This is a genomic window from Litoreibacter roseus (assembly GCF_009811795.1).
Taxonomy (GTDB): domain Bacteria; phylum Pseudomonadota; class Alphaproteobacteria; order Rhodobacterales; family Rhodobacteraceae; genus Litoreibacter; species Litoreibacter roseus.
Genome location: NZ_BLJE01000002.1, coordinates 265,001 through 287,588 on the forward strand (window position 1 = coordinate 265,001; position 22,588 = coordinate 287,588).

Here is a 22,588-nt window from a genome sequence, read left to right on the forward strand (position 1 = left end):
AGAATGACAAGAGTCGATCCTAACCTATTCTATCCGACACCTCCTAAGCATCGCCCGACCGCAGTCGTAATAGGCGCTGGATTGGGTGGGCTCGCTGCCGGGATGCGCCTTGGTGCGCGGGGCTACCGGGTCGAGATTGTTGATCGTTTGGATATGCCCGGGGGGCGCGGATCGTGCCTTCATCAGAACGGTCACCGGTTCGACTTGGGGCCGACGATTGTGACCGTACCCCAGACCTTGCGAGAGCTTTGGGCTGCTTGCGGCGAAGACTTTGATGCCGCAGTAGATCTGCGGCCGATGGATCCGTTTTACGAAATCCGCTTTCCAGATGGGTCGAACTTCAAGGCAACCGGTACCACGGATGGCATGCGTGCCGAGGTCGCGCGGCTGTCCCCGTCTGACCTGAAAGGGTTCGACAAATTCCTCGTCGACAGCGAAGCCCGATATCAGTTTGGCTTTGAAGATTTGGGCCGCAGGCCGATGAACAAGCTCGCGGATCTGATAAAGGTCCTGCCAAAATTTGCATATCTGCGCGCAGATCGGTCTGTGTACGCCCATGCCGCACGCAGGGTCAAAGACGAACGTCTGCGCATGGCACTGTCATTTCATCCGCTCTTTATCGGCGGCGACCCATTTCATGTCACCTCCATGTATATTCTGGTGAGCCATCTCGAGAAGGAGTTCGGTGTTCACTATGCGATGGGCGGTGTCGCCGCGATCGCGCAGGCTATGGCCGATGTCATCGAGCGTCAGGCCGGAACGTTGAACTTCAATCAGGATGTCAGCGAGGTTCTGACGAAAAACGGACGTGCGGCTGGCGTCAAGCTGGCGTCGGGTCGGATCATTCCGGCGGATATTGTCGTGTCAAACGCGGACGCCGGACACACCTACAAGCATTTGGTCAAGTCGCCGCGTAAGCGCTGGACTGACAATCGTTTGAAAAAGTCACGCTGGTCGATGGGTCTTTTCGTCTGGTATTTCGGAACCAAGGGCACGCGGAAGATGTGGGAAGATGTCGGTCACCACACAATTCTAAATGGGCCGCGCTACAAGGGGCTGGTTCGTGACATCTTCATCAAGGGCAAGCTGTCCGATGACATGAGCCTTTACATCCACCGTCCAACAGTCACGGATCCGTCCGCCGCGCCCGAAGGGGATGACACGTTCTACGTTCTCTCCCCCGTTCCGCATCTCGGGTTTGACACGGTCATTGATTGGGAAGAAGAGCGCGAGCGTTACAAGGCAAAGGTTACCAAGGTTCTCGAAGACAAAGTGTTGCCGGGCTTTTCCGAGCGTATCTCTGCCAGCGAGATCTTTACTCCGAATGAGTTTCGGGATCGCTACCTGTCGCCCAATGGGTCGGGCTTCTCGATCGAGCCGCGGATTCTACAAAGCGCATGGTTCCGTCCGCATAATGTGTCAGAGGAATTGCCCGGCCTCTACCTCGTCGGCGCAGGAACCCATCCGGGCGCCGGTCTGCCGGGCGTCATTTCCTCTGCGGAGGTTCTTTCGAAGCTTGTGCCCGATCCCGTAAAGGTTCCTGCAGAATGATCCCCGCCGCAGATCTTGCGCACTGTCGCGCTGCGATCCGCACGGGATCCCGGTCTTTTTTCGCGGCCTCTCATCTTTTGCCGGCGCGGGTGCGTGATCCGGCCCTCGCGCTTTATACTTTTTGCCGGCTGGCAGATGATGCGGTCGACTTGCACCGCGAAAAGGCGCAGGCTGTTGCCGCCTTACGGGATCGTCTCGAACTGGCTTACGCAAAGACCCCGCGTGATGCGCCCGCTGATCGTGCCTTTGCAGCGATGATTTCCGATCATGAGATGCCGCGGGAGTTGCCGGAAGCACTTTTGGAAGGCCTTGCGTGGGATGCTGCGGGGCGCGATTATGAAACGCTCAGCGATGTGCGGGCTTACTCTGCCCGCGTCGCCGCTGCGGTTGGCGCGATGATGACCGTACTGATGGGTGTGCGAGACGCGGATGCCTTGGCGCGGGCCTGTGATTTGGGCGTCGCGATGCAACTGACCAACATTGCCCGCGATGTGGGCGAGGACGCCGTGGAAGGCCGCCTCTACCTGCCGCGTCAGATGATGGAGGATGAAGGGCTCGATCCCGACGATTTCCTAGCTGCGCCGAAGCCTTCCGCTGCATTGGGTCGAGTGACGCGCCGATTGCTGAGAGAAGCGCAGCGTCTTTATCATCGATCAGAGCCGGGGATCAGTGCGCTGCCTTTATCCTGTCGTCCAGGGATCTTTGCCGCGCGCCATATCTACGATGGCATCGGCCAACAGGTCAGACGCAATCAGTACGATAGCTTCAGTCAGCGCGCGCGCACGAACAAATGGCAAAAAACGGCATGGTTGATGCAGTCTGTTCTGCGCACGGGCGTAACCTGTGCGATGCCGCAATCCGCTGTTCTCTTTGCTGCCCCTTTGCCTGAAGTCGAATTCTTGGTAACCGCCGCTGCCATTGATCAGGATCGTAGACAACCCCGGGCGGCTGCGGTGATCGATGTATTTGCCCAACTCGAAGCGCGAGATAGGTTAGGCGCATAAGCATCGTCAATTTGCAGGATCACTGATGGACTGGACGCTCTTCCTCATCTTCTTCGGGGCTTGCTGCGCTGCTGCGGCGACGGGCGCGCTATTTCAGCCGGGAGAGTGGTACGAGAGCCTCGACAAACCGAGCTGGACGCCGCCGGATTGGGTCTTTCCGGTGACGTGGACGATCCTTTACATCGCTATCGCTGTCGCAGCCGCGCGTGTTGCCAAGATGGAAGGGGCATATCTGGCGCTGGCCTTTTGGTCTCTGCAGATCGCTCTCAACACCCTCTGGACGCCGATTTTCTTTGGCTTGCGGCGTCTGAAGGCTGGGATGATTGTTATCGTGGCCCTATGGGTGGCGGTCGCCGGATGCCTCTGGACAATGATGCAGCTAGACACAATCGCAGCGCTGCTGTTTGCGCCCTATCTGGTCTGGGTCACCATCGCATCTGCGCTTAACTTTTCAGTGATGCAACGCAATCCGGACGTTGAGCCTATAACCTAGGTTGCCCAACGCGCGCGGCGTGGCACTTTTACCGCCAGCATTGGCTTGATCCAGCGCGATCCGAACCTGTTGAGATCCAGCGCCTCGTGAACGCCCTCGGACCGAAGTCCGTTTATGGTGGTTTGGACAACAGACCGGCAGTAAAACGGCGCATCCAGCATCGACTTAACCTGAACAGGATGTGTGCCAGCGTCACCCCGTGTTTCGCGGCGTACGGTCCAGAGGGATCGCTGCATTTCCTGCTTCGGCGGTGCTTCGAACTGCTGGATTTGGCCCATCGCGTCAAATTTCAGCGCAACCGCCAGATCCGGCGATCCATCGCGTCGCGTGGCATCGTAAAAGCAGGCAGTCCCATCAGGCATCGGATAGCGACCCCACGTCCAGTAGCTGAAATCATCTTCAAGCGCCGCTGTACCAAAATTCGCATCGAAGTACCCATGGCCATGCCAGTTCCAGCCCGCTCGGCCCAGATCGACCTCGATGTCTGCCACCGGCGCAAAGGGCCGCCAAATGTGCCTGTCCGTTTTGTGTAGTGACACTTCTACGTCTGTCACAGCTTTCGGATGTACCTTTATGGTCCCTCGAACCCGGTCAAGATGGGGTACACTGCGCTCATTAACGGCGATCGTTAGCGACGTACCATCCCAGTGAAAGGAACTTGGCCCAACTTCGAATGTGTCATCGCTTTGTGTCAGCGCAGATGATCCCCGGTCCGTCATGGTCCAACGGCCGCCAGCGCCATAAGTGGCGACATTAATGCAGCAGTGGTCTTGGGGTGATCGTCGTCCGCTCCAACGATACCAGGGCGAAAAGACCGATCCTATGAAGCCGATGATTGAGATGGCCCGTGTGCCATCTGCGCTGACCCCGTCGATGTACCACCATGCATAGCCGTCCGGCGCGACCTGGATGCTGAAGTTCGGTCCGCTAAGATCGCCTCTGCCGCGTGCTTGCCGGAGAGGGCCGCCATGGGGATACCCGCCCCCGGATGCGCCCCGCCCCCTGCCAGATAGAGCCCCGGTATTTTCGTCTGTGCGCGGGGCCGCTTCATCGCGGCCAACAGTCCGTGCGGGCTTCGACCGTAGAGTGCGCCCGCGGAGCCCGGAAACAAGTCCGCGAAGTCTGTCGGTGTCGTCAGAGACTTCAGGGTCGGTGTTGTCTCGAAGGTCAGCCCCATTCTGGACAGCCTCTCGAAGGTTTGAGTCTGACATTGCGCTGCCTCCTCCTGATAGGTTGCACTTTGGGCTGGCGGGCCATTCATGATGATTTCGAACCGCTCGGCGCCGCCCGTTGGTTGCGCGCTGTCATTGCGATCCTGCGCGCAGACATAAAGCGTTGCGTCGGACGGCACCTGTCCTTGGGCAAGATCGCCAAACTCGGTCTCAGGGTTATCTGCAAAGAATAAATTGTGATGGACCAGATTGGCCCCTCTTGGTTTTGCGGCGAAGGACCAGACAAAGGCCGAAAGGCTACGTGGTTCTACGTGTGATTTTGAGACAGCGCCGCCCACGTTCTGCCCAAGCATCCCGTGGGACAGAGCCCTGGGGTCCCCGTTGAAGACGACCTTCTCTGTCAGAATATGACTGCCGTCATCAGTGATCACGCCCGTAACGCCGTGGCCATCAGTTTGGATACGCGCGACGCCTTGGTTCAAGGTGATGGTTCCGCCGGCCTTCTCGATCAGCCCAGCGAGGGCGGCAGCAAGCGTGTGCATCCCCCCTTTGAGCGACCAGACACCAGCCTGCTCCGCACTCCAGATAAGGGACAAAAGAGCAGGCGATGCGTAGGGAGAGCCGCCGACATATGTCGCATATCGCCCAAACAGCTGCCGCAGGCGTGGATCACCAAATGTATTCGACAAAGACGCGGCCAGACTACGCAGCGGGTCCATCTTCGGGATCACATGTGGCTGGCTCATGACCTTCAAGGTCAAGTCCATTTGGCGGGGCGATGCTGCCTGCATCATCGGCTCGTCGAATGCGTCAAAGAGGATTTTGGTTCGCTCTGAAAATCTAAGGAACGCATCAGCTTCGCGCTTACCGGCAAAGCTCTCTACAGCGGCTGCACTTTTGGCCGTGTCGTAATAGAGATCAAGCGCGCTTCCGTCTGACCAAGCGTGGCGTGCCAAAATGTCGTGTTGGATGAGATCGACGGTGCTTTCCAGCGTGGTGCCTGCATTTTCCAAAAGATCGTCAAAGACATGGCGCATCGTCATCACTGTCGGTCCAGCGTCGACCGGCCCGACCTCTGACGGAACAGTGCGCATCTTGCCCCCGACGGCAGCGTGACGCTCAAGAACCAGAACATTTTCGCCTGCAACGGCCAATCGAAGGGCTGCCGCAAGACCGCCAATGCCTGCGCCAATCACGACGATCTGTTCCGCCTTCTGTCCCACGCCAATCCTCTGCTGTGTGCCACGCTTATGTTGACAGCTTTCGGACAGCTGTCCACTATAACTTACACTATGACTGTAATCAAAAGCGGACAGAGGGGTGGGCGATGCCTTTTACCAAACGGATAGATGCGGCCGTTATAAGATCCCTTCGTACAGCGCAAGCTGGTGCCGCACCGCCCAAACTCGCCGCAGCGCTCGAGCACGCTGTGCTGCCCGGTGGCGCACGCATTCGTCCGCAGATTTGTATGTCCGTGGCGAAGGCTTGCGGGGATGACCAACCTCAAATTGCAGATGCCGCAGCTGCAGCGATTGAATTGATCCACTGCGCAAGCTTGGTGCATGATGATCTGCCTTGCTTCGACGATGCGGGGTTCCGGCGCGGAAAGCCAAGCGTTCATGTCGCCTATGGTGAGCCGCTTGCTGTTCTCGCGGGTGATAGCCTTATCATATTGGCTTTTGAGACGCTGGCGCGTCAGGCACATCATGACTGCCAGCGCACGGCCCAGTTGATCCTATCGCTTACCCAATCCACTGGAATGCCCAATGGGATCTGCGCCGGGCAAGCCTGGGAGAGTGAGCCCGAAGTAAACCTGTCTGCATATCACCGCGCAAAGACCGGCGCGCTGTTTGTCGCTGCGTCCCGCATGGGTGCAATCGCGGCGGGTCATGACCCCGAACCATGGACCGAGCTTGGCGCCCGCATTGGTGAGGCCTTTCAGGTCGCCGATGATTTGCGTGATGTGCTTTACGATGAAGAGACGCTTGGAAAGCCCGTAGGTCAGGATGAAATTCACACGCGACCAAATGCTGTGTCAGAGCTTGGCGTGCGCGGTGCGATTCGAAGGCTCAAGGACATCCTCGGTGGTGCCATTGCGTCCATCCCCTCGTGCGAAGGCGAGGCAGAGCTGGCCGAAGTTGTGCGCAAAACCGCCGAGCGTCTGACGCCTGTTTCGGTCAAGCGCAGCGGCGCCGCCCACGCGGTATAGATTGTGGCGGCCGTTGATCCAGGCAACGCGGTTCGACCCGGCGTTTTGGAGCGCCTTCAAAACTGGATGATGTCGCTGGTCGCACGACCTGGGTTTCAAGCTTGGGCGTCGCAGAACAGAATGACACGCCATCTTGCCGCGAAAGACGGCGCGCGGCTCTTTGATCTGGTTTCGGGCTTTGCCTATACGCAAGTTCTTCTTGCGGCGGTTGAATTAGACCTCCTTGCGATCCTGAAAGCCGGGCCTTTGAGCTTGGATCAAGTCTCGCAGCGGATCGGTGTGCCCCGTAAAAACGCAGAGATTCTTCTGAATGCGGCAGCCGCGCTTGATCTGATCAAAAAGCAGCGTGATGGCCGATATCGTCTGGCGCGCTTAGGCGCGGCCACCCTTGGTGTCCCCGGTTTGGAGCAGATGATCCTTCATCACCGCATGTTCTATGATGATCTTAGCGATCCGGTCGCCCTGCTCCGCGGAGAGACCAGGCCGCAACTGGCAGAGTTCTGGCCTTACGTAAAAGGTGAGGCCGGACGCGATATCCCGCCAGAGACTGCTGCGACCTATTCAAATCTCATGTCAGAGAGCCAATCCCTCGTTGCAGCGGAAACGCTCGCGACCGTCAAACTTGATGATGTATGCCATTTGCTCGACATCGGCGGCGGCACTGGCGCGTTCATGACGAAAGTGCTCGCGCAGTATCCGAAGATGAACGGCACCGTGATGGACTTGCCGTCCGTTGTTCAAAATGCAGTCTCAGCTGAACCTCGGATGAATTTCCAACCCGGTAGTTTTCTTGAACCTATCGATACCAGCGCAGACGCCATCAGCCTGATCCGCGTACTCTACGATCATTCTGATGAAACGGTTCAGAGCTTGCTGACAAACATCTACGACACGCTTCCAAGCGGCGGGCTATTGCTTATTTCTGAGCCGATGTCCGGTGGTGCGACGCCCCAGCGAGCGGGCGATGTCTACTTCCCTTTATATACGCTTTGCATGGTCACGGGGCGAACCCGGTCTGCCGATCAAATCTCAGATCTGCTGTCAATTGCCGGATTTTGCGACATCAAAATACATGCTGCACACCGCCCCTACGTCACATGCTGCGTGACATGCCGGAAGGCTGTCTAGCATGTTGGACATATTTGCTGTCCAAAAGAATTGACAATCAGTTCTGTCAACTTAAACTGACACATAAGACTCAAAAGTCATCAATGCGAGCCAAAAGGCTTCCAAATTAGCCGACACGGGGAGAAAATTTGTGCAAACGACCGCCGTTCTTCTTTCCGGGCCCAAGGATCTCAGCTTGGATTCCATTGAATTGAATGCGCCTGCGGATGGCGATGTGGTGATTGATATCACGCATTCCGGAATTTCTACCGGTACCGAAAAACTCTTCTGGACCGGTGAGATGCCGCCATTTCCCGGTATGGGATATCCGCTGGTGCCGGGATATGAGGCCGCCGGTGAGATCATGCAGGCGCCCGCTGAAAGTGGATTCAAAGTTGGCGACCGAGTTTTTGTACCCGGCGCGAATTGCTTCGGCAACGTGAAGGGCCTGTTTGGCGGCGCATCCCGCCGTATTGTCACACAGGCAGAGCGGGCCATTCGGATCGATCCGGAGCTAAAGGCCGAGGGCGCGCTTCTGGCGCTGGCTGCCACGGCACGTCATGCGATGGCCGGTCTTGATAAAGCGCTTCCCGATCTGATTGTCGGGCACGGCACTTTGGGGCGCTTGCTGGCGCGGCTCACAATCGCCGCTGGTGGGCCGCCGCCAACCGTATGGGAAATCGATCCGGACCGGCAAGTGAGTGATGGCAGCTATCCGGTGATCAATCCCGAGGCAGACGACAAGCGCGACTATGACTGCATCTATGACGCCTCTGGCAACGGCGGTCTGCTCAATGAGCTGATTTCCCGTATTTGCAAAGGGGGCGAGATCGTCCTTGTAGGTTTCTACGCCGAGCCTTTGTCATTCGCATTTCCACCCGCGTTCATGCGGGAAGCTCGGCTGCGTGTTGCGTCCGAATGGACCGCTGAAGATATGGTCGCAACCCGCCAGCTGATTGAATGCAACGCCCTCTCCTTAGATGGGCTAATCACACATCGCGCCAGCGCCGTGCGTGCAGAAAGCGCTTATCAGCAAGCCTTCGAAGATCCGGCCTGCCTGAAAATGATACTCGACTGGAGGGATGTCGCGTGAAAGACGAAGTGCCAAATCTGAAAGACTTCGATCAACGCCTGCGCGACGAAGCGCACGAAGACCTGGCGGACGTCATTGCAGAAGAGCCGACTTCCAAAACGCAGATCATCGCGATCTACGGTAAAGGTGGGATCGGAAAATCGTTCACGCTCGCAAACCTCAGTCACATGATGGCGGAGCAGGGCAAACGGGTCCTGCTCATCGGCTGCGATCCGAAGTCTGACACGACCAGCTTACTGTTTGGCGGCAAGGCCTGCCCTACGATCATCGAGACCTCCACCAAAAAGAAACTCGCCGGAGAAGAGGTCAAGATCGGCGATGTCTGCTTCAAGCGTGGTGGCGTCTTTGCAATGGAGCTTGGCGGACCCGAAGTGGGTCGTGGGTGTGGTGGTCGCGGGATCATCCACGGGTTTGAGCTTCTTGAAAAGCTCGGTTTCCACGACTGGGATTTTGACTATGTGCTGCTCGATTTTCTGGGCGACGTGGTTTGTGGAGGATTTGGCCTGCCGATCGCACGCGACATGGCACAAAAGGTCATTCTCGTTGGTTCGAACGACCTCCAGTCTCTCTATGTGGCCAATAACGTTTGTTCCGCGGTGGAATACTTCCGCAAGCTCGGGGGTAATGTCGGCGTCGCGGGTCTGGTCATCAACAAGGATGACGGGAGCGGTGAGGCTCAGAAATTTGCCGATGCGGTCGATATCCCCGTTCTGGCTTCCATACCGCAGGACGATGATCTGCGTAAGAAATCCGCCAACTATCAAATTGTCGGTACGTCCAAATCTCAGTGGGGTGCACTCTTCGCAGCCCTTGGGGACAATGTCGCCGAAGCACCGCCCGTTCGTCCGGCGCCGCTGGATCAGGACGGCTTGCTGGCCCTTTTCGACAGTAAAGACACGGGCGGCGACTTTGTGCTGCAGCCCGCGACAGATGAAGACATGCGCGGGAAGAACGCCAAGCCGGTCGAAAGTCTCGAGGTGATCTATGACCACGTCTGAGATGAAACTGGTGATGCGTGAAATGCTCGAGGAGCTTGAAAGGCAACGTGCGGAGGCCGTTCGGCAAGCGAAACGCTGCAAAGATATGGAGAAAACATATCAGCGCATGCGAGACGATGCCGAACAGCTTTATCGCGCAAGCTTGGGGAACCGGACCGATGTTTGATCTCGAAGAACTCGCCCAGTGGGACGAAGGATTGTCAGCGCTTGATACGGATACGCCGGAGATGGATGACGACGTCTCTGAAGATGGGGCGGACGATTGAAAGATGAGCTGACATACGCCCCAGCCGATGGTGCGGGGTGCCATGCCGGCGATACGATGAAGGCGGCTGCGCGGGAGGCAGGCAATTCCGAGGTGCTGGATCAGTACGCCGCCGACTACCCTCAAGGTCCCCACGACAAACCGCAAAGCATGTGCCCGGCTTTTGGCTCATTGCGCGTGGGCCTGCGTATGCGGCGCACCGCAACCGTTCTGAGCGGATCAGCCTGCTGCGTCTATGGGCTGAGCTTTGTTAGCCATTTCTACGGTGCGCGGCGGTCTGTCGGATACGTGCCGTTCAACTCTGAGACGCTCGTTACAGGTAAGTTGTTCGAAGATATTCGGGACAGCGTTCACGAGCTGGCAGATCCCGACCGCTATGATGCCATTGTCGTGACGAACCTTTGCGTGCCAACGGCGTCTGGCGTGCCGCTGCGGCTTTTGCCGTCTGAAATTAATGGCGTACGGATCATCGGAATTGACGTTCCGGGATTTGGTATTCCGACTCATGCCGAGGCGAAGGATGTGCTTGCCGGGGCCATGCTGAACTACGCCCGTGCAGAGATTGAAGCCGGTCCTGTTGCCGCGCCGGTAAGTGCCAAATCCGATAGGCCGACCGTTACGCTGCTGGGCGAGATGTTCCCTGCGGATCCGATGAGCATTGGTCAGATGATCGAGCCGCTGGGCTTGGCTGTGGGTCCGACGGTGCCGTGCCGTGAATGGCGGGAGCTTTATGCCGCGCTGGACTGTGGCGCGGTTGCTGCGATCCATCCGTTCTATACAAGTTCCATTCGCGAATTTCAGGCCGCCGGGCGGCCGATACTGGGATCTGCCCCGGTGGGTGTCGATGGCACTGCCGCGTGGCTCAGGGGTCTGGGGGATGCGTTCGGTCTCTCTGACACGGCGGTGGCGGCGGCGCAGAATGCGTCTCTCCCGGCGATTTCATCTGCGCTTGCCGCCTCGCCAATCTCGGGCACCATCACATTGTCGGGGTATGAAGGCAGTGAGTTGTTGGTGGCCCGCCTTCTTATCGAAAGCGGTGCCGATGTGCCTTATGTCGGCACCGCTTGTCCAAAGACGCCTTGGTCTGCCGCTGACGCGGAGTGGCTTGAAAACAAGGGCGTTAAGGTGAAATTCCGGGCGTCCCTTGAGGATGACTGCGCGGCGATGGAAGGGGTCAAGCCCGACCTTGCCATCGGCACGACGCCGGTCGTTCAGAAGGGCAAGGAGCTTGGGATCCCATCGCTCTACTTTACCAATCTGATCTCGGCGCGACCGCTCATGGGGCCTGCTGGTGCCGGGTCGTTGGCGCAGGTCGTTAACGCGGCCATCGCGAACAAAGACCGGATGGATCACATGCGGGAATTCTTCGATGGCGTGGGTCACGACGACACTGCCGGGGTCTGGGAAGGGACACCGAATGTGCGGGAGGATTTCAGGGAACTGAACCGCAAGAAGCTCGAAAAGCAGGCCCGCGCGGCAAAAGCGGCGGAGATGATATGAAACCTCTCCGCAGCCGCGAAATCACCTTTCGGACTTCTATCGGACTTTTGTCGGACTTCCCTCGGACCGCATCCGGTCCGGAGGGGCGCCCATGCTGATCCAGGATCATGACAGGGCCGGCGGATACTGGGGCGCGGTCTATGCGTTTTGCGCCGTCAAAGGTCTGCAGGTCGTGATCGACGGTCCGGTCGGCTGCGAGAACCTGCCGGTCACGTCTGTTTTGCACTACACCGATGCGCTGCCTCCACATGAGTTGCCCATCGTGGTGACTGGACTTGGCGAGGAAGAGTTGGGTCGCGATGGCACCGAAGGCGCGATGAAGCGCGCATGGGGCACCCTTGATCCGGCGCTGCCTGCGGTCGTCGTCACTGGCTCGATTGCCGAGATGATCGGCGGGGGCGTCACGCCCATGGGGACCAACATCCAGCGGTTCTTGCCCCGCACGATCGACGAGGATCAGTGGGAAGCAGCGGATCGCGCGATGACGTGGATCTTCACAGAGTTCGGCATGACCAAGGGTCGAATGCCGCGCGAGGCCAAGCGTGAGGAGGACGCGAAGCCTCGCGTCAATATTTTGGGTCCGATGTATGGCACGTTCAACATGCCATCCGATCTGGCCGAAATCCGGCGTCTGGTCGAAGGGATCGGGGCTGAGGTCAATATGGTGATGCCCATGGGTGCCCATGTGGCCGAGATGCGCAATCTCGTGAACGCCGATGTAAACGTCTGCATGTATCGGGAGTTCGGGCGCGGCCTGTGCGAAGTTCTGGGCAAGCCCTATCTGCAAGCGCCGATCGGGATCGACAGCACAACCAAGTTTCTGCGCACTCTGGGCGAGATGCTGGATCTGGATCCTGAGCCGTTCATCGAGCGCGAAAAGCATTCGACGATCAAGCCCGTCTGGGACCTGTGGCGGTCGGTCACGCAGGACTTCTTTGCGACGGCCAGTTTCGGGATCGTCGCGAACGAAACCTATACGCGGGGGATCCGCAACTTCCTTGAGGACGATATGGGACTGCCATGTGCCTTGGCCGTTCCGCGGTGCGCCGGGAAGAAAACCAACAACGAAGCGGTGCGTGCGGAACTTGCGCAAAAACGTCCGCTGATCGTCTTGGGTTCGATCAACGAAAAGATGTATCTGGCCGAGCAAAAAGGCGGGTTTGGCCCCTCGCCTGCTTTCATCCCGGCCAGCTTTCCGGGCGCCGCGATCCGGCGCGCGACGGGCACGCCCTTTATGGGCTACGCCGGGGCGACCTACCTGATCCAGGAGGTGTGCAACGGGCTGTTCGATGCGCTCTTCCACATTCTGCCGCTGGCATCCGAGATGGATGCGGCGGAGGCTACGCCGACCAATCTACGCCGCGATTTTCCGTGGGACGAGGACGCCCAGCGGCTGCTCGACACGATTGTTGCAACCCACCCGATTTTGACCCGCATCTCGGCCGCGAAAAACCTGCGGGATCAAGCCGAAGCGGCCGCGCTGAGCCAAGGCGCGGAGCGGGTGGTCAAGGAAACGATGCTGGCCTTTGCACCAGCCGGATTTGAATTCAACGAGGGAGAACGCTCATGAGCGATCAAACATCGAATGGCGGATTTGACACCGCCCCACGCCGGACGCCGCGGACTGAATTTTATGTCTACTTCGCGATCATCTTCGCGGCGGCGCTGCCTTTGGCCTTTCTGGCCTGGGGTCTGGCCTTTCTGAAAAACGGCAGTCTGGCCAACAAAGGTCCGATTGCGCGGGCCTGGAGCCAGGCCCGGATCATCACACCGATGATCTTCAGCGCCTGAGCGCGCTTCCAAGTTTCCGGTGTCACAACCGGGATGCTGATCTGTCACTCCCCCCCGGGGTGGCGGATTGTGACGGGGGAAGAGCCCTCGACATAACCCGGCCGCGGGGGGCGCGGCGTCAGTCTAATTTCGGAGGAAACGATGGCTGATAATTTGTCCTTCACGGGACTTACTGACGAGCAGGCACAAGAGCTGCACGCAGTGTATATGAGCGGGCTTTGGCTGTTTTCGGCCGTGGCACTCGTCGCTCATATCGCGACGTACATCTGGCGTCCCTGGTTCGCATAAAGGATTGAAACATGGCTAAGTTTTACAAAATCTGGCTCGTCTTCGATCCCCGCCGCGTGTTTGTCGCACAAGGCGTGTTTCTGTTCCTGCTGGCTGCGATGATTCATCTCGTCGTGCTCAGCTCGGGCCTGAACTGGTTCGAACTGGCTGCAAACACCGGTCAGTAAGAACGTTCAAACCAACGCTGCGGGCGGGCTCACCCGAAAACCCCGCCCGCGGCAAACCGGATTTCAGTGGGACGGCTACGACCCCAATCACGATCAAGGCCGCCAAGTGAGGGAGACAAGCAATGGCATTGCTCAGTTTCGAAAAGAAATATCGCGTCCGAGGTGGGACGCTCATTGGCGGCGATCTGTTCGATTTCTGGATTGGGCCGTTCTATGTCGGCTTCTTCGGCGTCACGACAGCGTTTTTCGCGGGTCTTGGCACCATTTTGATTTTCTGGGGCGCCAGTCAGCAGGGTACGTTCAACCCGTGGCTGATCAACATCGCGCCCCCTGATCTGAGTTACGGTCTGGGCATGGCGCCCCTGATGGAAGGGGGGCTTTGGCAGATCATCACATTCTGTGCGGTTGGTGCCTTCATCAGTTGGGCGCTGCGCGAGGTCGAGATCTGTCGCAAACTGGGGATGGGCTATCATGTGCCCGTGGCCTTTGGTGTCGCGATCTTCGCCTATCTGACGCTGGTCGTCTTCCGCCCGCTTTTGATGGGCGCGTGGGGGCACGGGTTTCCGTACGGGATCTTCAGCCACCTCGATTGGGTGTCCAACACGGGCTACGCCTATCTGCATTTCCACTACAACCCGGCCCATATGCTGGCGGTGACCTTCTTCTTCACCACGACCATGTTCCTTGCGCTGCACGGCGCGCTGGTTCTGTCGGCGGCCAACCCTGAGAAGGGCGAAGAGATGAAGACGCCCGATCACGAGGACACGTTCTTCCGGGATTTCATCGGCTATTCCATCGGCACCCTAGGCATCCACCGGGTGGGTCTGCTTCTGGCGCTTAACGCCGGGTTCTGGTCGGCGATCTGTATCATCATCTCCGGTCCGGTCTGGACGAAGGGCTGGCCCGAGTGGTGGAACTGGTGGCTCGATTTGCCGATCTGGCCAAGCCAAGTGGGGTTATGAGACATGATTGAGTATCAAAACATATTCACCCAAGTTCAGGTCCAGGGCACGCCCGAATGGGGCATGGACAATGAGCACAACATGGTGGCCGAACGGGCCGTCAAGCCACGGTTCTCGACGCTGATCGGTTGGATCGGGAACGCGCAGCTGGGTCCGATCTATCTGGGCTATTTCGGCGTGATCTCACTGGCGACCGGTCTGCTCTGGTTCAATATCGTGGGCCTGAACATGCTGGCGCAGGTCGACTGGTCGATCCCCGAGTTCATCCGGCAGCTGTTCTGGCTGGCCCTTGAGCCGCCATCGCCTGAATACGGTCTGCGCATTCCGCCGCTCAACGATGGCGGGTGGTACATTATCTCAAGTCTTATGCTTCTGGTGTCCGTCTGTGCGTGGTGGTTGCGGACCTATCTGCTGGCCGAGCAACACAAGATGGGCAAGCACGTTGCATGGGCCTTTGCGGGCGCGATCTGGCTGTTCCTTGTGCTGGGCCTTTTCCGGCCGATCCTGATGGGGTCGTGGTCCGAGGCTGTGCCCTACGGCATCTTCCCGCATCTGGATTGGACGACGGCGTTCTCGATCCGGTACGGAAACCTCTATTACAACCCATTCCACTGTCTTTCGATCGTGTTCCTCTATGGCTCTGTCCTGCTGTTCGCGATGCACGGCGCCACCATTCTGGCGGTCACTCGTCAGGGCGGCGACCGGGAGTTGGAGCAGATCGCCGACCGGGGCACCGCGTCCGAGCGCGCGGGTCTCTTCTGGCGCTGGACCATGGGGTTCAACGCGTCGATGGAAGGCATTCACCGCTGGGCCTGGTGGTTTGCGGTGCTGACACCTGTCACCGGCGGCATCGGCATCCTTCTGACCGGGACCGTTGTCGACAACTGGTTCATCTGGGCGCAGGAGCATCACTTCGCACCGGCCTATGACGGAAGCTACGGCTACGAGGCCTATAACGGGGAAGGAGGCTGAGCCATGCTACCCAAGTGGTTTAATGACTGGAATTCCAAGAATCCGACGAACATTTTCGGCCCCGCCATCGTCGTGGGTGTCGTGGGATCGGCGGTGTTCTTCGCGGCGATGATCGTCTCCTGGGGTCAGCCCTTTGCGACGACCTCGCTTCAGACCGGCCCTCGGGGCACGGGGATGAGCGTCCCTGAGTTCGTGGCCGAACTGGAAGCGGGTGATCCGACGATCGATGAATACTACACGGACAGCCCGATCATTCCCGAAGGCAACGAGCCGCTGTCGGGGGAGATCTACGAAAACGTGCAGGTCCTGACCAACCTCACGGAAGACAACTTCAACCGTGTGATGCTGGCGATCACGAACTGGGTCTCGCCCGATCAGGGGTGTGCCTATTGCCACGCTGGCGCGGATGAAGGGGAATATGCCTCGGACGACCTTTACACCAAGGTTGTATCGCGGCGGATGATCCAGATGACCCAGGCCATCAATGAGGACTGGGATGCACATGTGAACGCGAATGCCCAAGTGGGTGTGAATTGTTCGACCTGCCACCGTGGGCAGAACGTGCCGACCTATATCTGGTTCGAACAAACGCCTGTGGCCGACAAGTTCGCCGGCTGGTCTGCTGTGCAGAACCAGGCAACACCGAACAGCGAGTTCACCTCGCTGCCATCCGATGCTTTGCAGGAGCTTTTGGTAAATTATGGCCAGATCAATGTGCATGATCTGGAGAGCCGTGTGGCGCAACAGCCGGGCGATCCTACATGGCAGAACACCGAACGCACTTTTGCACTGATGAACTACTTCTCGAACTCGCTGGGGGTGAACTGTCTGTTCTGTCACAATTCCCGCGCGTTCTATGATCCAGAGCAGTTCACACCGCAGTGGTCTACGGCCAGCATTGCCATCGGTATGGTGCAGGAGTTGAACAATGACTACCTGATCCCGCTGCGCGACGAGTATCCCGAAGAGCGGCTTGGTCCGATCCACGCGGATGCCCCGAAAGCGGCGTGTAAGACCTGCCACCAAGGCTATCAGAAACCCTATCAGGGTCTGAACGTGATCGCCGACTGGCCTGAGCTGGCAACGACAGGTGTCCCTGTCTACGAATGAGACGCTTGCTGACATATTCTTGAAAGAGACGCCGCGCCGGAGAGACTCCTGCGCGGCGTCTTCAGTTTTGGAGAACGCCGATGTCCCGCCCCGACACTCCGACCCTCGACAAGGTGGATGGTCCGTCAGACATGACCGCTTTGGACGACGCGACCCTCGGTCTGCTGGCGACCGAGTTGCGGGAGGAGCTGATCTCGGCGGTGTCCGAGACCGGCGGGCATCTGGGATCATCGCTTGGAGTGGTCGAATTGACCGTCGCCTTGCATGCGGTCTTTCGCGCGCCCTATGACAAGATCATCTGGGACGTCGGGCATCAGTGCTATCCTCACAAGATCCTGACCGAGCGGCGCGATCAGATCAGAACGCTGCGCCAGAAGGACGGTCTGAGCGGGTTTACCAAACGCAGCGAGTCCGAGTTCGATCCGTTCGGGGCGGCGCATTCGTCGACCTCGATCTCTGCCGCGCTGGGCTTTGCGGCGGCCCGGGATCTTGGCGCGGACACGGGCCATGCGGTGGCCGTTATTGGCGACGGGTCGATCAGCGCTGGCATGGCTTACGAGGCGCTCAACAATGCCGGCCATGACAAGCGGCGGTTGATTGTTGTGCTGAACGACAACGAGATGTCCATTGCGCCGCCGGTTGGCGCGATGTCGCGATATCTGACTGGATTGCAGTCCGAATTGGGCGGTCTGAGCGCGTCGATCAAGGATCATGCGCGCCGGGCGCGGGCGCTGGTCACCGGACAACCGGATCGCGGTACCTTGTTTGAACAGATGGGGTTCACCTATGTCGGGCCAATTGACGGCCACGACATGGGGCAGCTCTTGCAGACCCTGCGGGCGGTTCAGTCGCGGGCGGACGGTCCGGTTCTGATCCATTGCTGCACGGTGAAGGGCAAGGGCTACCGCCCCGCCGAGCATTCCCCTGACAAGTATCATGGCGTTTCGAAATTCGATGTCCTGTCCGGCGCCCAGCAGAAGGCGAAAAGCAACGCGCCCAGCTATACCTCGGTCTTCGGTCATGCCCTTGTGGACGAGGCCGAGCGCGATCCGAAGATTGTCGCGATCACGGCGGCCATGCCAAGCGGCACGGGTCTGGATTTCATGGTGGAGCGGTTTCCGGAGCGGACGTTTGACGTTGGGATTGCGGAACAGCACGCGGTGACGTTCTCCGCCGGGTTGGCGGCGGCCGGGATGCGGCCCTTCTGCGCGATCTATTCCACCTTTTTGCAGCGGGCGTATGACCAGATCGTCCATGATGTCGCGTTGCAAAACCTGCCAGTACGCTTTGCGATTGACCGTGCGGGGCTGGTGGGGGCCGACGGCCCGACCCATGCGGGCGCATTTGACATTGGTTATTTGACCCATTTGCCGAACTTCACCGTCATGGCGGCGGCCGATGAGGCGGAGTTGATCCATATGGTCGCCACGGCGGCGGAACATGACGGCGGGCCGATTGCGTTTCGGTATCCGCGCGGCACGGGTGTGGGGGTGGATCTGCCCGCGATCCCACAGCCGTTGCCCATCGGGCGGGGCCGGATCATGACCGAGGGCAATGATGTCGCCATCCTGTCCTACGGCGCTCATTTGTCTGAATGCCTGATGGCGGCAGAGCGGCTTGAGGCGCAGGGGATTTCCGCGACTGTGGCCGATGCACGGTTCTCGAAGCCGCTCGACACGAATATGATCAAGCAGCTTTTGCGCCACCACAAGGCGATGATTACGGTGGAACAGGGTGCGCGCGGCGGGTTCGGGGCCCATGTGCTGGAATGGCTGGCCAATGAGGGCGGGTTTGATCGCGGCATGAAAGTGCGCACGATGACGCTGCCCGACCGGTTCATCAATCAGGCGAGCCCGATGGAGATGTACGAGGATGCGGGCCTGGATGCGGCCTATATCACCGTGAATTGCGTGGAGCTTTTAGGGCTGGTCGGTGGGCGGTTTCCCGCGCCGCTTCAGGCCTGAACGAGCGAGCCGAAGATTCGGTCGCGGTGTTCCTGCAGGTAGATGCGCAGCCATGCGCTGTAGCGTTCGGGCTTGCGTGCCACCTCTGCCGCGAGGTCGAAGAAACTGATCCAGCGCGTGTCCATCACCTCGTCCGGGTTGGGTGTCACGGACAGGTCAGCCGGGGCTGTAGCCAGAAAGATATCGACCAGTTCATGCTCGGTCATGCCGTTGCCGACATCAGCGCGGTATTCGACCTGATCACGGAACGATGGGTAGAGCCCGGTGATCCCAAGCTCCTCGTTCAGACGGCGGATGGCGCAATCCTCGGGTGCCTCCCCCCACAGCGGATGGGTACAGCACGTGTTCGCCCAAAGACCGGGCGTGTGATATTTCGTTAGCGCGCGCCGCTGGATCAGAACCTTGTCGTTGCGCATGACAAACACCGAGACCGCCTTATGACGCAGACCGCGCTTGTGGACGTCCATCTTTTCGACGGCGGTCAGCTTGCCGTCGACCCAGGCGGGAATCATATCGCGGGCCATCATGTTCATGTGCGTACGGCCGGGATCAGCCGCAGCAGGTGGGCTGCGTTCTTCAGGCCGATTTTCAGGTGGGCCATGGGGCGGGCCCTCACAAGTTTCTTGTTCATATAGGCCTCGAAGGTCAGGCGCTGCACGTCGATGTCGTGACAGAGTGACACGAACCGTTCGCGCCGCTCGTCTGATTTGTAATACGCGTCCTGCATCGCGCCCAAAACGCGAAAAACTGTCCCATGCTGTTTCAGGAACGCCTTGCGCGCGAGCCCCAGATCCTTGACGCGGCCCGAGGCAAGGCAGGCCATCGCGGCATTGGCGGCCTGACGCCCGCCTTCCATCGCGTAGTAGATCCCTTCGCCCGAGGACGGCGCGACAACGCCTGCGGCATCCCCCGCCAGCACCACATCCCGGCCATTGTCCCATTTGTCCAATGGCTTCAGGGGGATCGGTGCGCCTTCCTTGCGGATGGTCTCGCACCCCGACAGGCCCGCGTTTTCCCGCAGGGAGCGCGTGGCCTCTTTCAGATCAATGCCGTCGATGCCTGTGCCCATGCCGACGCTGGCGGACTTACCATGGGGGAACACCCAGCCGTAGAAATCCGGTGAAATGGCGCCATCGTAGATCACGTCGCAGCGGGTCGGGTCATAGGCGCTGGGACCGGTGGGGGCTTCGATGATCTCGTGATAGGCGATCACGTAGGGGATTGTATCGCCGCCGGGCACTTCTGCGCGGGCCACGTCTGACCGCGCCCCATCAGCGCCGATGATCAGCTTGGTTTCCAGCTCCAGCGTGTTGCGGCTGACCTTGTCTCGGTAGACCACCTTGGTCGAGCCGTCTTCACGGTCAATCCTGAGGAACGTCCCTGTGTAGCGGTGGACACCGGCTTTTTTGGCGCGGACGCGCAGAAACTCGTCGAAATGTTCGCGATCAACCATGCCGACATAGCCGTTCTCGATCGGGATATCGACGGAGCGGGCGGTGGGCGAGATCATGCGGGCGGTGGAGATACGCGCCACCAGCTGGTCCTCGGGAATATCGAAATCCGCGACAGCGCGGGGTGGGATGGCACCCCCGCACGGCTTGATGCGCCCGGCGCGGTCCAGCATGGCGACGGTGTGGCCCTTGCGGGCAAGGTCTTCTGCAGCCGTGGCCCCAGCGGGACCGCCACCGACAATAACGACGTCATAGATCATGGGTTATTCCCCCGGGACAAAATGAGATGTTTGCGTATACGTGTTGCGTTCGATCACCCGCGCGGCCATCAGGCCCGCGATCAGGAAAAGGCTTCCCTCGACCAGAAAAACGGCGCCGAAAGCATCGGCATCGGTCATCAGCGGGCGTAGGATATCGACGGCGGCGGCACCCAGAAGTCCGCCAAATCCAGCCGCGACTGCTTGCGCGGCGCCCCAAAGACCCATGCGGGTGCCTTCGCGGCGGGACTGACCCTCGCCTGCCAGCTGCATCATCGACCCGATGGCGGCCACGGCGAAGGCTCCGTTGGAGAAACCCAAGAATACTGTTGCGGGCAGAAGCAGGTTTTCCTGCTGCGTCTGACCGATGAAGAAAATCCCAAAAAGCGCGATGGCCGACAAGGCGCAGCCCACGACGACCCAATGGCGCAGCGCGCCCAGTTTCAGCCCTGTGGCACAGATGCCGACGCAGATCATGCCCAAGAAGACGCCGCCGTTCTGTGCGCCGGACAGGGATGTCGTCTGACCGGGGGTGAGGCCGAAGACGAGGCCCGCGTAAGGTTCAAGGATCAGTTCCTGCATGAAATACGCGGTCATCGACAGGAAAACGAAGATGGTGAAATTGCGGGCCTTGGGCTCGGCCCAGACCTCTTTCATGCCGGTCATGAAGGGAACGGCGACGGCGGGCGTCTGTGGCTGGCTGACCCGACGCTCGATCCCCCAGACGGCCAGAGTTGTCAGGACGACGGCACCTGTGGTGACGATGGCCACGATCTTCAGCAGAAGCGCGGGGGTGTAAGGATCAAGGAACGCGCCAACGGTGCCTGCGGTCACTGCAATGCCTGCGATCATCATCAGCCAAGTGATCGTCGCGGCGGCAGCGCGGCGGCGGGGATGGGTGGCCGTGGCCAGAAGCGCCAGCAGGGATGTGCCGGACGCACCCACGCCCAACCCGATCAGCGCGTAGGCAAAGACTGAGATAAGAAGCCCTGTGCTCAGGCTCTGTTCCAGCTGAATAACGCCGAGCGCGGCCAGAAAACCGCCTAGGGCCAAGGCAACCATGCCGCCGATGATCCAGCGGGTCCGGCTGCCGCCCATGTCTGACAGAAAGCCCCAGTTCGGCCGGGTGATCTGAATGCCGTAATGCAGCGCGACCAGAAGGCCGGGCAGGACGGCGGGTAATGCAAGCTCCACCACCATGAGGCGGTTGAGGGTGGATGTGGTCAGAACGACAATCGCGCCCAACGCCATCTGCACCAAACCAAGGCGGACGATGGACAGCCAGCTGAGCATCAGACGAGCCCCCGAAGCGCGAAAGCGGCCACCATCATGCCGGTCACATAGAGCGCAACGCCGGTGCCGTTGTACCACGGCGCCTTTGCGCGTGGGTCACGGATCAGGATGGTCATGGCCCAGATTTGCAGACCCAAGAGTGCCGTGATGGCGAGGGCGAAATAGGGTCTATCCCAGCCCAAAAGTAGGAAAATCACCCCGATTTGCGACAGGGTCATCACAGCGCAGGCCACCAGGGCGGCGCGCGCGGGGCCAAGGGTGACGGGCAAGGAATTTACGCCAGTTTGGCGGTCGCCTTTCAGCGCCTTGAAATCGTTTAAGGTCATGATGCCATGGGCGCCTATCGCGTAGAGCATGGCGATGGTTATGATCCGCCAATCGGGCAGTCCGGCGGACAGGACGGCGGCGCCTGTGAACCACGGCAGGCCTTCGTAGCAGAGGCCAACCAGACCGGGGCCCCACCAACCGGATTTCTTCAGACGAACGGGTTCGGCGGAGTAGGCCCATGCGGCGGCAACGGCCGCACATGTTGCGGCAAAGCCCCATGGTCCAAGGGCGAGACCGACCAGCAAGGACAAGGCGGACATGCCGAGTGCGATGTAAAGCCCCCATTGACCGGGGACGCGGCCCGATGGAATAGGACGTTCGGGTTGATTGATGGCGTCCACGTGACGGTCGCACCAGTCATTGGCGGCTTGGCTCATCCCGCACACAATGGGACCGGCCAACAAGATGCCGAGACCCACCAGCCACAGGTTTTCCAAAGGCGAGACGCCGACTGAGACCACGCCGCACAGATAGGCCCACATGGGTGGAAACCATGTAATCGGCTTCAATAGGCGCAGAGCGGCTGCGGGTTCGGGGTAACGACGTCGTTGTAATGTGTAGCTGACAGTCATGTGTCAACTTAACTATACAAACTGAGTCCCGACAAGAATTTT

General features: G+C 59.5%; 22 protein-coding genes. 16 read left to right on the forward strand and 6 right to left on the reverse strand.

Annotated elements, in window-relative coordinates:
• The first annotated feature begins 3 nt into the window (after positions 1–3).
• The 3 genes from KIN_RS08300 to tspO are packed head-to-tail and all read left to right on the forward strand — an operon-like array spanning position 4 to position 3,048.
• Complete coding sequence (locus KIN_RS08300; protein WP_159805922.1) at positions 4–1,551, forward strand: phytoene desaturase; 1,548 nt, start codon at positions 4–6, stop codon at positions 1,549–1,551.
• Positions 1,548–2,555: a 15-cis-phytoene synthase gene (crtB, locus tag KIN_RS08305; RefSeq protein ID WP_159805924.1), complete on the forward strand. Its 1,008-nt coding sequence runs from the start codon at positions 1,548–1,550 to the stop codon at positions 2,553–2,555. The genes KIN_RS08300 and crtB overlap by 4 nt, the downstream gene beginning before the upstream one ends.
• Before the next feature lie 25 nt (positions 2,556–2,580).
• The gene (tspO, locus tag KIN_RS08310) at positions 2,581–3,048 is read left to right on the forward strand and encodes a tryptophan-rich sensory protein TspO (RefSeq protein ID WP_159805926.1); all 468 of its coding nucleotides are present in this window, start codon (positions 2,581–2,583) and stop codon (positions 3,046–3,048) included.
• Here tspO and crtC read toward each other — a convergent pair.
• Both crtC and crtD read right to left on the reverse strand, forming a co-directional pair.
• The gene (gene crtC / locus KIN_RS08315) at positions 3,045–3,959 is read right to left on the reverse strand and encodes a carotenoid 1,2-hydratase (RefSeq protein ID WP_505712031.1); all 915 of its coding nucleotides are present in this window, start codon (positions 3,957–3,959) and stop codon (positions 3,045–3,047) included. The genes tspO and crtC overlap by 4 nt on opposite strands.
• A complete protein-coding gene (crtD, locus tag KIN_RS08320) occupies positions 3,869–5,443 on the reverse strand; it encodes a 1-hydroxycarotenoid 3,4-desaturase CrtD (protein WP_159805928.1) in 1,575 nt (524 codons plus the stop codon). Before crtD ends, crtC begins: the two co-directional genes overlap by 91 nt.
• 104 nt (positions 5,444–5,547) lie before the next feature.
• Between crtD and KIN_RS08325 the strand changes: the two genes are divergently transcribed.
• From KIN_RS08325 to dxs, 13 genes are all read left to right on the forward strand, one after another.
• Entirely contained in the window at positions 5,548–6,429 is an 882-nt protein-coding gene (locus KIN_RS08325) for a polyprenyl synthetase family protein (RefSeq protein ID WP_159805930.1), read from the forward strand.
• A gap of 120 nt (positions 6,430–6,549) precedes the next feature.
• Entirely contained in the window at positions 6,550–7,557 is a 1,008-nt protein-coding gene (locus tag KIN_RS08330) for a methyltransferase (RefSeq protein WP_243144866.1), read from the forward strand.
• A gap of 130 nt (positions 7,558–7,687) precedes the next feature.
• Positions 7,688–8,629: a chlorophyll synthesis pathway protein BchC gene (bchC, locus tag KIN_RS08335; protein ID WP_159805932.1), complete on the forward strand. Its 942-nt coding sequence runs from the start codon at positions 7,688–7,690 to the stop codon at positions 8,627–8,629.
• Positions 8,626–9,627, forward strand: a complete 1,002-nt coding sequence (locus KIN_RS08340) for a chlorophyllide a reductase iron protein subunit X (RefSeq protein ID WP_159805934.1) — start codon at positions 8,626–8,628, stop codon at positions 9,625–9,627. The genes bchC and KIN_RS08340 overlap by 4 nt, the downstream gene beginning before the upstream one ends.
• 322 nt (positions 9,628–9,949) lie before the next feature.
• Positions 9,950–11,392 (forward strand): chlorophyllide a reductase subunit Y, encoded by a 1,443-nt coding sequence (bchY, locus tag KIN_RS08345; RefSeq protein WP_159807909.1) that lies wholly within the window; start codon positions 9,950–9,952, stop codon positions 11,390–11,392.
• A gap of 91 nt (positions 11,393–11,483) precedes the next feature.
• A complete protein-coding gene (gene bchZ / locus KIN_RS08350; RefSeq protein WP_159805936.1) occupies positions 11,484–12,962 on the forward strand; it encodes a chlorophyllide a reductase subunit Z in 1,479 nt (492 codons plus the stop codon).
• Positions 12,959–13,183 carry a cytochrome PufQ gene (gene pufQ / locus KIN_RS08355; RefSeq protein WP_159805938.1) on the forward strand — a complete coding sequence of 75 codons (225 nt, stop codon included), beginning with the start codon at positions 12,959–12,961 and terminating at the stop codon, positions 13,181–13,183. The genes bchZ and pufQ overlap by 4 nt, the downstream gene beginning before the upstream one ends.
• A 141-nt stretch (positions 13,184–13,324) precedes the next feature.
• Positions 13,325–13,471 (forward strand): light-harvesting antenna LH1, beta subunit, encoded by a 147-nt coding sequence (gene pufB / locus KIN_RS08360; protein ID WP_159805940.1) that lies wholly within the window; start codon positions 13,325–13,327, stop codon positions 13,469–13,471.
• An 11-nt stretch (positions 13,472–13,482) separates the two neighbouring features.
• Positions 13,483–13,638, forward strand: coding sequence for a light-harvesting antenna LH1, alpha subunit (gene pufA / locus KIN_RS08365; RefSeq protein ID WP_159805942.1), 156 nt, complete (start codon positions 13,483–13,485; stop codon positions 13,636–13,638).
• A gap of 122 nt (positions 13,639–13,760) precedes the next feature.
• A complete protein-coding gene (pufL, locus tag KIN_RS08370) occupies positions 13,761–14,600 on the forward strand; it encodes a photosynthetic reaction center subunit L (RefSeq protein ID WP_159805944.1) in 840 nt (279 codons plus the stop codon).
• Positions 14,601–14,603: 3 nt separating this feature from the next.
• On the forward strand, positions 14,604–15,572 hold the full coding sequence (pufM, locus tag KIN_RS08375) for a photosynthetic reaction center subunit M (RefSeq protein WP_159805946.1): 969 nt from the start codon (positions 14,604–14,606) through the stop codon (positions 15,570–15,572).
• A gap of 3 nt (positions 15,573–15,575) precedes the next feature.
• The gene (pufC, locus tag KIN_RS08380) at positions 15,576–16,682 is read left to right on the forward strand and encodes a photosynthetic reaction center cytochrome PufC (protein WP_159805948.1); all 1,107 of its coding nucleotides are present in this window, start codon (positions 15,576–15,578) and stop codon (positions 16,680–16,682) included.
• Positions 16,683–16,762: 80 nt separating this feature from the next.
• Entirely contained in the window at positions 16,763–18,646 is a 1,884-nt protein-coding gene (gene dxs / locus KIN_RS08385; protein ID WP_159805950.1) for a 1-deoxy-D-xylulose-5-phosphate synthase, read from the forward strand.
• Here the strand turns inward: dxs and idi are convergent.
• The 4 genes from idi to chlG are packed head-to-tail and all read right to left on the reverse strand — an operon-like array spanning position 18,637 to position 22,546.
• Entirely contained in the window at positions 18,637–19,179 is a 543-nt protein-coding gene (idi, locus tag KIN_RS08390; protein ID WP_174239107.1) for an isopentenyl-diphosphate Delta-isomerase, read from the reverse strand. The two genes, dxs and idi, sit on opposite strands and share 10 nt — an antisense overlap.
• Positions 19,176–20,357 carry a geranylgeranyl diphosphate reductase gene (locus tag KIN_RS08395; RefSeq protein WP_159805952.1) on the reverse strand — a complete coding sequence of 394 codons (1,182 nt, stop codon included), beginning with the start codon at positions 20,355–20,357 and terminating at the stop codon, positions 19,176–19,178. Before KIN_RS08395 ends, idi begins: the two co-directional genes overlap by 4 nt.
• Positions 20,358–20,360: 3 nt before the next feature.
• On the reverse strand, positions 20,361–21,650 hold the full coding sequence (locus tag KIN_RS08400) for a BCD family MFS transporter (RefSeq protein WP_159807913.1): 1,290 nt from the start codon (positions 21,648–21,650) through the stop codon (positions 20,361–20,363).
• Positions 21,647–22,546 carry a chlorophyll synthase ChlG gene (chlG, locus tag KIN_RS08405; RefSeq protein WP_159805954.1) on the reverse strand — a complete coding sequence of 300 codons (900 nt, stop codon included), beginning with the start codon at positions 22,544–22,546 and terminating at the stop codon, positions 21,647–21,649. The genes KIN_RS08400 and chlG overlap by 4 nt, the downstream gene beginning before the upstream one ends.
• Positions 22,547–22,588: the final 42 nt, after the last annotated feature.